Source organism: Chryseobacterium nepalense (genome assembly GCF_023195755.1).
GTDB classification, from domain to species: Bacteria; Bacteroidota; Bacteroidia; order Flavobacteriales; family Weeksellaceae; genus Chryseobacterium; species Chryseobacterium nepalense.
The window spans coordinates 1,629,422-1,643,585 of sequence record NZ_CP096203.1 but is presented as its reverse complement, the minus strand read 5'-3'; the positions used below and the strand labels follow the sequence as shown (position 1 = coordinate 1,643,585).

Below are 14,164 nucleotides of genomic sequence, written 5' to 3'. Positions count from 1 at the left end.
TACAAAAACACTGCCAAATAAAACAACTCCGGATTTCAAAATCTATTTGATAAATCTCAGTTTTTTATTTAGACTGAATTAAATATGCTTCGCATTAAAATTAGTAAATTTGCAGCCACAAGTATAATTAAATTATCTTATTATTATGATAACGACCGATATATTGATCATAGGAGCCGGACCTACCGGGCTATTTGCCGTATTTGAAGCAGGTTTACTAAAAATGAAGTGCCATATCATTGATGCACTTCCACAGCCGGGAGGACAGTTGGCCGAGCTTTATCCAAAAAAACCTATTTTCGATATTCCGGGTTATCCATCTGTAAATGCAGGAGAACTTATTGATAATCTGATGGAACAGATTAAGCAATTTCAGCCCGGCTTTACCTTAGGGGAGACCGCTGTTTCCTACACAAAAGTTGATGACGAATGGTTTGAAGTAATTACCAATAAGGGAACTGTTCACCGCGCAAAAGCAATTGCTATTGCAGGAGGTTTGGGAACTTTTGAACCCAGAAAACCAACCATCGAAAATATTGCCGATTACGAAGAAAACGGACTTGAATATTTTGTAAAAGAACCTGAACATTTCAGAAATAAAAAAGTAGTGATTGCCGGAGGTGGAGATTCTGCACTGGACTGGAGTATTTTCCTTTCCAATGTGGCAAGCGAAGTAACGCTGATTCACAGAAGAAACGAGTTCCGTGGTGCTTTGGATTCCGTGGAAAAAGTTCAGGATCTTAAAAACCAGGGGAAAATAAAATTAATTACACCTGCTGAAGTTACCGCCATTAAAGGTGATGGAAAAGTGGAGGCTATTACCGTAGCCGTTGACGGACAGGATCCTTATGATATCGAAACAGATTATTTTATTCCGCTATTCGGATTGACGCCAAAATTGGGTGAGATCGGAAACTGGGGATTGAATATTGAGAAAAATGCAATCGTGGTAAACAATGCTTTAGATTACCAGACGAATATCGACGGAATTTACGCCATCGGAGATATCAACACCTATCCTGGAAAACTTAAACTGATTCTTTGCGGCTTTCATGAAGCTACGTTAATGTGTCAGAGTGTATACAACAGGTTGAATCCGGGCAAGAAATTCGTTTTAAAGTACACAACGGTAAGCGGAGTAGACGGATTCGACGGAAGCCGAAAAGAAGCGGAGAAAGCAGTTGTGAAAAAAATTGACTAAATTTGTTGTCTGTTGACGGTTAATGTTGAAAAATGACCGCCATCAACCATTAACAAAGAATTATCAACTAAAATGAGTGATATAAATATAAAAATCACCGACCGGGAAGGTGTTACCCACGATGTGGTAGCTCCCACCGATATGTCGATGAATTTGATGGAGATTATCCGTTCTTATGAACTTGCAGAAGAAGGAACCATCGGCGTATGCGGAGGAATGGCAATGTGTGCTTCTTGCCAGGTCTATGTGATCAGCGATCCGGGACTGGAAGAAATGGGAGCAGAAGAAGACGCCATGTTAGGTGAAGCTTTTCATGTGCAGGACAACAGCAGATTGGGCTGCCAGTTGCATATTGTTCCGGAAATGGAAGGACTGGAAGTGGAAATTGCTCCTTATCCTTAGAAAATTTTATTTAAATTATAAAAGCAACACCCGAAGAAAGTCTTCGGGTGTTGCTTTATAATAGATTTATGTTTCATCCTTTGAAATCCATTTTCCCACCGTCGGAGCCTTATAATTCCTCATCATTTCCAGCAATTCATCAATATTATTACTGATCAGCAGCATATCGCGGTTAATTTGCTTTAAAAAGCCTTTCTCCACCATATTTTGAACAAGGTTTATTAGATCATCATAAAATCCGTCAATATTAAGAATGCCAATCGGTTTTTGATGAAGCCCGAGCTGTGCCCAGGTAATCATTTCGAAGAATTCTTCCAGCGTACCGTAACCTCCGGGAAGTACGATGACGCCATCACACAATTCATTCATTTTGGTCTTTCTTTCATGCATGGTTTCAACCAGAATCAGTTCGGTAAGCTGTTTGTGGGCAATTTCTTTGGATTGTAGAAAATAGGGAAGAACGCCCATCACTTTTCCTCCGGACTGTAAAGCTCCATCAGCAACAGCGCCCATCAGACCGACATTTGCGCCGCCGTAGATCAGTTGTATATTGTTTTTTGCCAGTGTTTTTCCCAGCAAAAATGCCTGTTCTTTATAAATATCTTCCGAACCAAAACTTGATCCGCAGAATACGGTGATGCTTTTCATGGTTAAATTAGAATTAAATTTTTCTTTTTTGAGGAGATTGTCTGTTTGAGAAGAAAGATAAAATTTCAACATCGCTATCATTTACACGATAATACATAGTGTTAAATTGCAGAATAATTGCCTTGTAAACATCTTTGGTTTCGGATACAGGAAATATAAAAGGATTTTGAGATATAATTTCTATCGAACTTTCAATTTTATGAGAAAGTTTTCTGATTTCTTTATCTGTAAAATTATTTTGAAGATAATCTATGGTTTGTTCTAATTCCTTTAAAGCATTTGGAGTCCAGAAAATTTTATAACCACTTTCCATATAACTTTCTGGCTTCGGAATGAGGTTTTAATTCTTCATTATCAGCTTCGGATATTCCCTTTTCAATAGATTTTTTCTCTTCTTCCGAAATCGCATTCCACCAGTCTTTAGTTTCCTCTTTTCTAAATTGGATCAATTTTTTTATAATAGAAGTATCCTCCAATGTAGACAACCATTGAATTAATTCAAGTTTTTCATTGAGAGTCTGTGTGTTCATAATTGGTATTATTTATTCAAATTTAAAAATTTAAAATAAAAATCTATAAAGATTTAGAAACAAAAATATCCAAAATCAAAATAATTTTGGATATTCAATATAGCAATTTTACAATTCTATTTTAAAGGAATATTGGCTAGAATATCTTTCGTAAAACTCCAGAATTTCTGTGCAGAAGGAATATTCGCTTTCTCATCAGGCGAATGTGCCCCTCTGATTGTAGGTCCAAAACTCACCATTTCCATTTCCGGATAATTAGCTCCGATAATTCCGCATTCAAGGCCGGCATGACAGGCAACAACATGAGGCTTTTCTCCGAACTTTTCAGCATAAATGTTTTCCATCAGCTTTACAATTTCCGAACCGGGCTTCGGTTTCCATCCTGGATAAGAACCGCTGAATACGGTTTTCATTCCTGCAAGCTCAGCAACGGATTTTAGCTGCTCTGCTACAGAATCTTTTGAAGATTCTACGGAAGATCTTGAAAGGTTTAAAATTTTCAATGCACCCTCTTTCAATTCTACTCTTGCCACATTGTTGGAAGATTCCACAAGATCTTTTACATCAGGGCTCATTCTGTAAACACCGTTGTGAAGTGACTTGAGCGTAAGGATGATTTTTCTTGAATCTTCTTCGGAAAGGGCTTTTTCTGAAGTGGTTGAACTTTCAATGTTGATATGAAGATTAGGCTCTACGGTTGCAAACTCTTCAATAATTTCTTTTTTCAGTCCGTTGGTTACCTCATCGATGAATTCCTGGGCATTTCTTACGGAAACAATGGCCACCGCTTCTCTTGGAATAGCATTTCTCAATCCGCCACCATCGATGGAAATCAGCTGAATATTTTCTTTTTCGAGTGCTTTATAAAGAACTCTGCCCAGAATTATATTGGCATTACCGAAACCTTTGTGGATATCCATTCCGGAATGACCACCCTGAAGGCCTTTTACCTCAATTCTGATGATTTGTCCTTTTGCTACTTCCGTATTATAGTCCTGTGAAATAGTAACGTCAATTCCGCCGGCACAGCCGATATCAATTTCGTCGTCTTCTTCCGTATCAAGGTTTAGGAGAATCTGCCCGGTCAGCTGTCCGGGTTTTAAACCTAAAGCTCCTGTCATTCCGGTTTCTTCATCGATCGTAAAAAGAGCTTCAAGATCAGGATGCGGAATATCCGTGCTTTCCAGGATTGACATAATAGTAGCGACTCCCAGTCCGTTATCGGCTCCCAGGGTGGTCCCTTTCGCCTTTACCCAGTCTCCATCCACTTCCATTTTGATGCCTTCCGTTTCAAAATCGAAATTAACATCGTTGTTTTTCTGGCATACCATATCCAGGTGTGATTGAAGAACTACAGATTTGCGGTTTTCCATTCCCGGTGTTGCCGGTTTTTTGATAATTACATTACCCGTTTCATCAACCGTAGTTTGCAATCCTAAGTTTTCACCGAATTCTTTAATGAATGCAATTACTTTTTCTTCTTTTTTTGAGGGTCTTGGAACAGCATTCAGCCTGGAAAAATTCTTCCAGATAATCTGCGGTTCTATATTAGATAGCTCCATTGAAATTTATTTTTCTCAAAATTACAAAATAAAAAATGCTTCCGGATATCGGAAGCAGTATTTTTACCGGCAGCAGGAAGCTTTAGCATCCGCATTCACCATAGATTGGGATGTTTACAACAGTTCCGTCCGGTTTTTCAATGGTGAGCGTTCCTTCAAAGAGCAATGCCTCTTCACCTTTTATTTTTTTACCTTTTACGGAAATTTTATAATCATCATTTTCAATTTCCTTGCTCAGTACTTCATCAGCTTCCATATCACTTGAAGCGATAAGGTTTAAAGCGATTCTTTTGCCGTCAAGTTTCATGTATGCGGTTTTCCCGGCATCATCAGCGTAAATATATTTTTCGGCCAGAAAATCTGCTTTGCTTTTGGCAAAATAACATGAACATTCCTTGATTTCAGGAGGAAAAGGAAAGGTTTCGACAGCGATTTTCTTTGATGAAAGATCGGTAGCTACACTATCTTTAACTATGTTAGAAGAATCTACTGAAGCGGAATTCTGGGATCCCTGCTGTTCTTTTTTACAGGCAACCAACAGAAAAGCTGAAAAGAAAATGATAAAATATTTCATTGTTTGCGGTATATAAGTTTATCCTCTTGCTCTTTCAAGAAGTGTCATCATTAATAAGGAAAGGATCACAAGGCTTTCTTCTTCATCATCAATATCGATGAGGCGATCAAGCTGAAATCTTCTTCCGAAAAATGACGGCATTTTTTTTAGTTTAAAATATTCTTTTCCGTCAATGCCGGTAACGGTGTAAGAAGGGTTCAGGAAGTATCCTGTAAATGCTCCGACAAGCGGAATTTCGCCTACCAGGTGGTCAAAAAAACGTACCCATGCACTATCTTCCTGGATTTTGAATTTCGGCTGATCGTTGGCATCCAGAACATCATAGCTGGCTTTCCAAAAAGAACGCATTCCTTTTCTTGCCATTCTTCCGAAGTTTCTTCCGGTGGCAATTTCCGATAAAGAATAGGAAGCATTAAAATCAATCCACTGGTTGGCTCTGATCCTGAAAAGCTCTTTGGATTTGCTTTCATCATTAAAAACAATAACATCCTCCTTCAGCTTAAACATTTTCTGACGCACATACGCCACGTAGTTACCGTTTCTGTCCGTGATGTTAAAATCACTGGCCAATGTTGTAATCTTAAATTTAAAATCCAGCGGATAATTTAAATTGTTAAGTACCATTTCGTTTATTTTTCAAGTTAATATTTAGTGGATCAAAGATAATATTAATTGCTTTAAAACAGAGGGTATCTTAACTTCATTTAATTTAAAAAGTAATGATTTTATGAACATTTAAGATTAATTTAGAATAAAACCTCGAAAGCTTCTTTCACCCCTGCACCAGGTTTTCCGGTAACCTTGAAAGTCTCCTGGACCCCTGCGGCAACCTTTCCGGAAAGAGAATTGCTTCGGAGCATTCTGAAAATATTCTGAATCTTTTTACTTATTTTTGTGTTATGGATTACCCTAGTAAAGTTTTGGCAAAAGCAGTGGACGAAATTTCCGGTCTCCCGGGAATAGGCAGAAAAACGGCATTGCGTTTAGCGCTGCATTTATTGAAGCAGCCGGCCTCCCGATCAGTAAGTCTGGGAAATTCTCTCATCAGTCTGGTGAATGATATCAAATACTGCAAAGAATGTCATAATTTTTCAGATTTTGAGGTGTGCGAGATCTGCAGCAACCCGAAAAGACATGACGAACTGATCTGTATCGTGGAAGATGTGCGGGATGTGATTGCTATTGAAAATACAGGGAAATATACAGGGAAATATCTGATTTTAGGTGGTAAAATTTCTCCTATGGAAGGTATAGGACCAGGTCAGCTGAATATTCAGAGTATCGAAAAAAAGCTCAGTGAAGGTAGGGTAAAAGAATTTATTTTTGCTCTAAGCGCAACCATGGAAGGCGATACCACAGCGTATTATATTTACAAAAAATTTAAAAATTTTGATATCAACTTTTCCAGTATTGCAAGAGGTATTTCCGTAGGCGATGAACTGGAATATGCCGATGAGATATCACTGGGAAGATCAATCATCAACAGGCTTCCGTATAATGAAGAGAAGTCATAATCTTATATAAAAGTATTTAGAATATGATCTCTGTAATAATTCCTATGTTTAATGCTGAAAAAACGATAATCAGAGCTCTTGATTCCGTGAAAAATCAGGATTACGATCTGCATCAGTTTGAAGTGATCATCATTAATGACGGATCCACGGACAGCAGTGCAAAACTGGCGGAAAACTACAGAGATAGTCATCCTGAATTGAATATGAAGATCATCAGCCAGGAAAACGCCGGGGTTTCTAAAGCCAGGAATGAAGGTTTGAAAGCCGCAACAGGCCACTATATCGCCCTTTTGGATTCGGATGATGAATGGCTTCCTGCAAAAACTCAAAAGCAGATGAAATTTCTGGAAGATGAAAATCTGAATGTGGATTTTGTTACCAGCCTCAGAAACGGCGAAAAAATATGGTTTCCCTACAAAAAAAATGCAATCAATCTTGCCCGGATTACCCTGAGAAAATTATTGTTAAGAGTAGACGGGCAGACTTCCACAGCAATATTTAAAAGGAAAGTTCTGGAAAACACCGGTTTTTTTGATGAAAATCAGCAGTACTCTGAAGATGCCAATTACTGGATGAGAGTTTCCAAAAACAATTCCATGTATATTCTCGGGGAAGAACTGGTATTTACGGGAGGGGGAAAAAGATCTTTCGGAGTGTCGGGCCTTTCTGCAAATTTACCGGAAATGGAAAAAGGCATACAAAAAAACCTTAGGGAAATGTACCTCTCCGGCAGAATTCATTATTTTGAATATATTTTATTTTTTATATTCTCAAAATTGAAATATATTGTACGGATTTTTAAAACCAGCATATGATCTATAAAATCTTCTGGGCATTGAGGGCTGTTATCTATGCTCCCTTTTTCGGAAAATTCGGCTTTCCTTCATATTTGGGGAAACCGTTATTTTTGATGGGTACCCAAAAAGTTTTTATAGGCAAAAAAGTACGTATCTTTCCGCATCTCAGATTGGAAGTGCACCGTAATGGCAATATTCATATAGAGGATGATGTGGTGATTTCCCAGAATGTGCATATTACTTCTGCGGGTGATCTTACTATCGGAAAAAGCTCACTGATACTGGCCAATGTTTTTATTACGAATATTGACCATGATTATCAGGAACTGAATAAACATATAGTGAAGCAGGAATACCTTGTAAGTGAAACGGTAATCGGGGAAAATTGCTATATTGGTATGGGAGCAGCCATCATGGCAGGTACCAGATTGGGTAAACAGTGTATTGTGGGAGCAAACTCCGTTGTGAAGGGAGCGTTTCCGGATTATTGTGTCATTGTGGGAGCGCCGGCTAAAATTGTTAAAAAATATAATTTCGAAACCCAAAAATGGGAAAAAGTAATATAAAAGTATGGAGAAGATTCTGATCACGGGAGGTGCCGGATTTATAGGAAGCAAGCTGTCTCTGGAACTTAAGAAAAAAGGATATGAGGTTACGGTTCTGGATAATCTTTCTTCTCAGATTCACGGAAAAAATCCGGAAGAAGATTCTCCCTTGTACAGGAGCATTTCAGGGAAAGTGAATTTTATCAAAGGGGATGTGGTAAATCCTGAAGACTGGGAAAAAGCAATTGACGGGCAGGAAGTAATTGTTCATCTTGCTGCAGAAACAGGAACAGGACAATCAATGTACCAGATAGAGAAATATACGGAAGTCAATGTTTCGGGAACGGCAATAATGCTTGATCTTCTGGTCAATAAACCTCACCGCGTAAAAAAAGTAGTGATTGCTTCTTCAAGAGCAGTATATGGCGAAGGGAAATATCTTCATCCGGAATTGGGATTAATTTATCCCAAACCAAGAAATATAGAAGAAATGCGCAATGGTATTTTTGAGATTATTTATCCAGATGGGCAGATGCTTCGTGCCTTGCCTACCGATGAAGAATCAAAAATACATCCTACTTCCATTTACGGAATCACAAAATATACCCAGGAGCAAATGGTGATGACAGCCTGCTCATCAATGGGTGTGGCACCGGTAGCAGTAAGATTCCAGAATGTGTATGGTGAAGGACAGTCTTTGCTGAATCCTTACACCGGTATTTTATCAATATTTTCATCACAGATCCTTAACGGTAATGATATCAACGTTTTTGAAGACGGAAACGAATCACGGGATTTCATTCATGTGGATGATGCTGTGAAGGCTACTATAAAATGTATTGAAAATGATGCAGCTAATGGTGAGATTTTCAATGTTGGTACAGGGGTTTCAACTTCCGTGACTACCGTAGCGGAAAATCTCAGGAAATTTTACAATATCGATTTTCATATCAATGTATCAGGACAGTTTCGTTTAGGAGATATAAGGCATAATTTTGCAGACATCAGCAAAATAAAATCAAAGCTTAATTTCCAACCGGAAATTTCTTTTGAAGAGGGAATGTCGAAATTTGCGAATTGGGTACTGCGGCAGAATATCCAGGATGTAAAATTCAAGGAATCTCTGGATGAAATGAAAGTAAAAGGACTTTTAAAATGATACATCTACATGGCAAAAAAATACTCTTTTTATCAGTCAGTTTTTTTAATTACGAAAAAGCCATAGTACGAAGGCTTTCTGAGTTGGGAGCTGAGGTGGATTTTTATGACGAGCGGCCTTCCAATTCAAACTTTTCAAAAGGAATTATTCGCTTTAATAAAAAGTTTTATCAGTTAAAAATAAAAGAATATTATAACCGGATTTTAAATGAAATTCAGGGAAATACCTATGATTTTTTCTTTCTGATTAAAGGAGAAGCTATTCCTTCCTTTTTTCTTGAAAAAATAAAGGAGCGTAATCCTGAAATGGAAATGATCTATTATAATTTTGACCCATTGAAGGAATATCCTGATCTCATTTCAAATCTTATTTATTTTGATAAAAAATTTACTTTTGAATATAACGATTCAGTAAAATATAACCTGAATTTCAGGCCATTGTTTTATCTGGATGAATATGAAAACCTGAATCTGAACCCTCAACCGCCACATTATGATGTAGTGTTTATCGGTAGTGCTCATACAGACCGGTATATAGTGGGGGAGAAAGTGAGGACTATTGCGGATAGTCTTAATTTAAGATCTTATTTCTATTACTATGCAATGGGCAGATTTGCTTTTCGATTGAAAAAGATTGTTGATAAACATTTAAAGGAGTTTGATATTTCAAAAGTAAGTTTTGAAAAATTAAATCATCATCAGATTATTGATTTTTATAAGAAATCAAAAGCTGTTCTTGATATTAATAAACCTTTTCAGCATGGTTTAACGATCAGGACGTTTGAAGTTCTCGCTTCGGGAAGGAAATTGATCACGACCAATTCGGATATCAGGAATTACCCTTTTTACAATTCTGATAATATTCTGGTCATCGACAGGGAGGATATTCGGCTTGACCCTGAATTTTTCAAAACAGACTTCAAAAAAATAGATCCTGATGTTTTATATAAAATGTCCCTTGATTCCTTTATTGAATGCCTTTTCGGAGATTCGCAGGATGATTATTGGAATGCTTTCAGGAATAAAGCATAAGTTTTTAAACAGATCATATCCATATTATAAAAATAAAAAGCAACCCATAAGAGTTGCTTTTATTATATGAGAAAATTATTTGCTTATTTGGTTGGCGCAGGAGTCTGAGCCGGTGTTGTTGTCGTTGTAGTGGCAGCCGGAGCAGAAGATTGCTTAGCCGGAGCTTCTTTTGATACCGGAACCTGTGCAGGCACGGCAGCGGAAGGTTTACCTGTAATCACAACGCTTAAAAGGATAAGAACGATAATCGTTGCTCCTAAAGTCCATGTTGCTTTTTCCATAAAGTCATTGGTTCTCTGTACACCAAACTGTGCAGAAGATGCTCCCCCGAAAGTACTGGAAAGACCTCCTCCTTTTGGATTTTGAGCCATAACAATGATTACCAGAAGAATACTGGCGATCATAATAAGAACCATCAATAGTATAAATATAGAATCCATTAATTTGATATCTTTTTGAATGGGCAAATTTAATCTTTTTTTACCGAATGACAAAGAAAGATAGCGCCAAATTTGATAAAAATAAAAAACGGCAACAATTGTTGCCGTTTTTCTATAAAAATAAGAAGCCTTATTTAAAATCAGAATCTTTTGCCTGATTTATTTCATAAGATTTCACTTTCATGGTCATATCCATTCCCATTTGATTTACAGAGATCGTGTAAGGCATTTTTACTCCTGCAACATCTTTGTAGTCAGAGAACGTAGTGGGAACACTTACTTCCTGTCCCTGTGCTTTAACGGTTCTTGTTTCTCCTGTTTTCAAACCTGTTTTTACACTGTAATAATAAGTTGTTTCAGGCCCTTTGATTGCATAAGAATCTTCTCCTCCTACTTTTTCAATCCCGGCTAATTTATATTCAGGAGATTTTGCGAAAGCCATTTCTTCAAAAAGCTCGGTATTTTTTTGCTTTTCGGCAATCTGTTCAGGCTTCATAGGAACTTTTTGTCCCATTTGCTCAGAATATCCTGTTTTTCCGTCAAATACCTGCTTCTGAACAACCTGTCCCATAGCGGTTACCTGTGTCATCTCTTTTCCACCCTGTGCCTTCATCATTTTCATGTCGATATTCTGACCCTGGATAGACATAGAAGCATTTACGGTATAAGAAGAAATTTTAGAAAGGTTTGCTGTTCCTCCAATTGCAGTAAGATATTTATCTGCAACAGAAGCTACCGTTACGCTGGCGTCAACTTTCTGTGCCGTTGGTTTTGCTACAGGATTTGCATCTTTATCATAATATTTTACAGGATAACCCAGTTTTTCCAGTCCTTCAGAAATATCCGATGCTTTTCCGGCAATGAAAATTCTGCTCTTGGTTGGGTAAATCGTAGAATTCACCGCACTGGAAACATCAGCAGCACTTACTTTATCGATTGATTTCAGATAATTGGTATAGAAATCGTCCGGAAGATCATAAATTTTCTGATTCAGGGCAAATCTTGCAATAGTTGCCGGCTGTTCAAGAGACATGATAAATGATCCTTTCAGTTTTGCTTTTGCGTTTTCAAGTTCTTCAGGCTTTACACTGGAAATACCGTTAAGCTCATTCATGAATTCCTTCACTGCTTTATCTGTAACCTCATTTCTTACGCTTGCGCTTGCGGAGAATTGTGGAGAATACTTACTTGCACTCATGTTGGAATAGGCTCCGTAAGTAAATCCGTTTTTCTCACGAAGGTTCATGAAAAGTCTTGCTTCACCGCCACCGCCAAGAATATAGTTGGCAATGGTAGCCGGGAAGTAATTCGGGTCCTTCATCTTTAAATTGTTGATGTTGTTTACGGAAACCACAGACTGTACAGCGGTAGGTACGTCAACAACATCAATTTCTGTAGTGGCTACGTTGGATGCAGGTTCTACTGCATTAAGTGGAGTATTTGCTTTTTTCCAGCCGCTGAATGCTTTCTCGATCATCGGTTTTACCTTCTCGAATTTTACATCACCTACAATTACAAGATAAGCATTATCCGGAGCGTAATATTTTTTGTAAATATTCTGTACGTCTGCAAGCTGTATTTTCCCGATTGTTTCAACCGTTTCAAATTCTCCTCTTGAAGTATTCTTACCGTACATTAATGCATTGGATACTTTTGAAGCAATTGCAGATGCGTTTTTTTCTGAAGATTTTAATCCTTCAATCGCTCTTTCTTTAGAATCTTCAATTTCTTTTGCGGAAAATTTAGGATTAATGATCGCATCAGCCATTAAGCTTAATACCTGCGGAAAATATTTTGAAAGTGAATTTGCTGCAGCTCCGTTTGAAGAGAAGGAAAGATTGGCTCCAAGATAATCAACTTTCTTGTTGAAATCATCTTTACTCATTGTGGTCGTTCCGTTTTCAAACTGTTCTGCCATGATTTCGCTTACTCCGGCTACACTTCCTTCATAATAAGGAGGTCTGTCCATGGTAAGACTTGCGTTTACTCTTGGCAGTTTGTTGTTTTCCACAACCATTACCGTAAGACCATTGCTCAGTTGGAAAGTTTTTGGCTTTGCAATATTGATAGCGGGAGTTGGTCCCGGTTTCGGCATTGCATTAAGATCTATTTTTTGTGCTGAAATCGTTCCTGCGAATAAAAACGCTGCAGCTATATATGTTAATTGCTTTTTCATTTGTAAAAATTTAATTTTAATAATCAATAGTAACCGGATTAGTGTTTACTTTTTTTCAGGTACGTAATTAATGATTATTCTTTGGTTTGAATTAAGATACTTTTTAGCAGCATTCTGAAGATCCTGTCTGGTGATAGATCTGTAAATGTCGATTTCTTTGTTGATAAGATTTGTATCGCCCATCAAAACATGATTTGTTGCCAATGAAGCGGCAATTCCCTGAATGCTTGAGTTAGCATTTACAAACTGATTTTCGTATTGGTTCTGAAGTTTTTGATAATCTTCTTCGGAAATCAGAGTCGTCTGAAGTTTTTTAATTTCAGCATCAATATCAGCCTGTAAAGTTGCCTTTGTTGTTTGTCCCATTGGAATTGCGAAGAAAGCGAAGATTCCGTAATCTTCAAGACCCTGATTGAAAGCAGCTACCTGTAATGCTTTTTTGTCCTGATCTACTAATTTTTTATATAGAACAGAAGATTTACCACTGCTCAGATAAGATGAAAGCATGTCTAAAATATAAGCGTCTTTCTCTTTGTTACCCGGTGTTCTGTAAGCAAATACATAAGCCGGAAGCTGGATGTTTGGATCTGTAGCCGTTACCTCTTTTTCCTGAGTAATTGGAGTGTCTTTAGGGAAGTTTTTAGGATAAACCGTTCCTTTAGGAATTCCTCCGTAATATTCCTGAATCCATTTTTTTGTCTGTTCAGGTTTGATATCTCCCGCAACAACTAAAGTAGCGTTGTTCGGAATATAGTATTTCTTATAAAATGCCTGGAACTCTTCAAGTTTTGCAGAGTTCAGGTCTTCCATAGAACCAATCGTAGGCCAGTTGTACGGGTGATTGGTAAATAAATTCTTCTGAATGGTTGTGAAAAGATTTCCATAAGGCTGGTTGTCCATTCTTAATCTTTTCTCTTCTTTTACAACTTCTCTCTGAGTATCAACACCCACCTGGTTGATTACGGCATGACGCATTCTTTCAGCCTCCATCCAAAGACCCAGTTGCTCGTTGTTGGAAGGGAAAGTTTCGTAATAATACGTTCTGTCGTTTGTTGTATTAGCGTTGTTTTGTCCTCCGTTTGAAGAAACTATCTTAAACCAGTCACCTCTTTTAATATTAGGTGTTCCTTCAAATAAAAGGTGCTCGAAGAAGTGAGCAAAACCGGTTCTTCCTTTTACTTCATCCTTTGCACCAACATGGTACATTACACCTGTAGTTACAACCGGTGCCGAATTGTCCTGGTGAAGGATTACATGAAGACCGTTTGGTAAGTCATACTCTTCAAATTTAATTTGTTGCGCATTCAGAGCCATTCCGAAAAATGCCGCTGCTGCAACAGAAAGAAGTCGCTTTTTCATAAAATAGAAATTGTTTTGTCAATTAGTGCCAAATTTACTTTAATTGTTACAATTTTTCCAAGATAATTTTTCAGACCTTAGAATCTGTTTAAATTAAAGGTTTTTATAAACTAAATTTGTGAATTTATCTTTATTATAATTCAAAAATTCGTATTTGGGATTTTAATTGTAACTGTGTGAATATAATTATTTTATAGAATTATATTTTGATGAATTTAATAATTGA

Annotated in this window: 16 protein-coding genes; 7 read left to right on the top strand and 9 right to left on the bottom strand. The window is 37.4% G+C overall.

What is annotated here, in order from left to right:
- Nucleotides 1-145 precede the first annotated feature (145 nt).
- Nucleotides 146-1,201, top strand: coding sequence for an NAD(P)/FAD-dependent oxidoreductase (locus tag M0D58_RS07080; protein ID WP_248394564.1), 1,056 nt, complete (start codon nucleotides 146-148; stop codon nucleotides 1,199-1,201).
- 72 nt (nucleotides 1,202-1,273) lie between these two features.
- Nucleotides 1,274-1,603, top strand: a complete 330-nt coding sequence (locus tag M0D58_RS07075; protein WP_248394562.1) for a 2Fe-2S iron-sulfur cluster-binding family protein — start codon at nucleotides 1,274-1,276, stop codon at nucleotides 1,601-1,603.
- Between the two features lie 66 nt (nucleotides 1,604-1,669).
- Here M0D58_RS07075 and M0D58_RS07070 read toward each other — a convergent pair whose 3' ends face one another.
- The 6 genes from M0D58_RS07070 to M0D58_RS07045 all read right to left on the bottom strand — a co-directional run bounded on the left by M0D58_RS07070 (nucleotide 1,670) and on the right by M0D58_RS07045 (nucleotide 5,541).
- Entirely contained in the window at nucleotides 1,670-2,251 is a 582-nt protein-coding gene (locus M0D58_RS07070) for an LOG family protein (protein ID WP_248394561.1), read from the bottom strand.
- Between the two features lie 13 nt (nucleotides 2,252-2,264).
- Nucleotides 2,265-2,564, bottom strand: coding sequence for a type II toxin-antitoxin system RelE/ParE family toxin (locus M0D58_RS07065; RefSeq protein ID WP_248394559.1), 300 nt, complete (start codon nucleotides 2,562-2,564; stop codon nucleotides 2,265-2,267).
- Nucleotides 2,548-2,781, bottom strand: a complete 234-nt coding sequence (locus M0D58_RS07060) for a hypothetical protein (protein WP_248394558.1) — start codon at nucleotides 2,779-2,781, stop codon at nucleotides 2,548-2,550. Before M0D58_RS07060 ends, M0D58_RS07065 begins: the two co-directional genes overlap by 17 nt.
- Nucleotides 2,782-2,897: 116 nt before the next feature.
- Nucleotides 2,898-4,343: an aminoacyl-histidine dipeptidase gene (locus M0D58_RS07055; protein WP_248394557.1), complete on the bottom strand. Its 1,446-nt coding sequence runs from the start codon at nucleotides 4,341-4,343 to the stop codon at nucleotides 2,898-2,900.
- A gap of 82 nt (nucleotides 4,344-4,425) precedes the next feature.
- The gene (locus tag M0D58_RS07050; RefSeq protein ID WP_248394556.1) at nucleotides 4,426-4,917 is read right to left on the bottom strand and encodes a hypothetical protein; all 492 of its coding nucleotides are present in this window, start codon (nucleotides 4,915-4,917) and stop codon (nucleotides 4,426-4,428) included.
- 18 nt (nucleotides 4,918-4,935) lie between these two features.
- Nucleotides 4,936-5,541 carry an LURP-one-related family protein gene (locus M0D58_RS07045; RefSeq protein ID WP_248394555.1) on the bottom strand — a complete coding sequence of 202 codons (606 nt, stop codon included), beginning with the start codon at nucleotides 5,539-5,541 and terminating at the stop codon, nucleotides 4,936-4,938.
- A 275-nt stretch (nucleotides 5,542-5,816) separates the two neighbouring features.
- On the opposite strand from M0D58_RS07045, the gene recR reads away from it, so the two are divergent.
- From recR to M0D58_RS07020, 5 genes are read left to right on the top strand one after another with little or no spacing between them, the layout of a single operon-like run.
- Nucleotides 5,817-6,431 (top strand): recombination mediator RecR, encoded by a 615-nt coding sequence (gene recR, locus M0D58_RS07040; protein WP_248394554.1) that lies wholly within the window; start codon nucleotides 5,817-5,819, stop codon nucleotides 6,429-6,431.
- Between the two features lie 23 nt (nucleotides 6,432-6,454).
- Entirely contained in the window at nucleotides 6,455-7,246 is a 792-nt protein-coding gene (locus M0D58_RS07035; protein ID WP_248394553.1) for a glycosyltransferase family 2 protein, read from the top strand.
- A complete protein-coding gene (locus M0D58_RS07030) occupies nucleotides 7,243-7,794 on the top strand; it encodes an acyltransferase (protein WP_248394552.1) in 552 nt (183 codons plus the stop codon). Before M0D58_RS07035 ends, M0D58_RS07030 begins: the two co-directional genes overlap by 4 nt.
- Before the next feature lie 4 nt (nucleotides 7,795-7,798).
- Nucleotides 7,799-8,932, top strand: a complete 1,134-nt coding sequence (locus tag M0D58_RS07025; protein WP_248394551.1) for an NAD-dependent epimerase/dehydratase family protein — start codon at nucleotides 7,799-7,801, stop codon at nucleotides 8,930-8,932.
- Nucleotides 8,929-9,963 (top strand): WaaS/CpsH family glycosyltransferase, encoded by a 1,035-nt coding sequence (locus M0D58_RS07020; RefSeq protein ID WP_248394550.1) that lies wholly within the window; start codon nucleotides 8,929-8,931, stop codon nucleotides 9,961-9,963. The genes M0D58_RS07025 and M0D58_RS07020 overlap by 4 nt, the downstream gene beginning before the upstream one ends.
- An 83-nt stretch (nucleotides 9,964-10,046) precedes the next feature.
- Here M0D58_RS07020 and secG read toward each other — a convergent pair whose 3' ends face one another.
- The 3 genes from secG to M0D58_RS07005 form a co-directional block, all read right to left on the bottom strand.
- Nucleotides 10,047-10,403, bottom strand: a complete 357-nt coding sequence (secG, locus tag M0D58_RS07015; protein ID WP_248394549.1) for a preprotein translocase subunit SecG — start codon at nucleotides 10,401-10,403, stop codon at nucleotides 10,047-10,049.
- Nucleotides 10,404-10,533: 130 nt separating this feature from the next.
- Entirely contained in the window at nucleotides 10,534-12,579 is a 2,046-nt protein-coding gene (locus M0D58_RS07010) for a M16 family metallopeptidase (RefSeq protein WP_248394547.1), read from the bottom strand.
- Nucleotides 12,580-12,624: 45 nt separating this feature from the next.
- Nucleotides 12,625-13,938, bottom strand: a complete 1,314-nt coding sequence (locus M0D58_RS07005) for a M16 family metallopeptidase (protein WP_248394546.1) — start codon at nucleotides 13,936-13,938, stop codon at nucleotides 12,625-12,627.
- Nucleotides 13,939-14,164 lie beyond the last annotated feature (226 nt).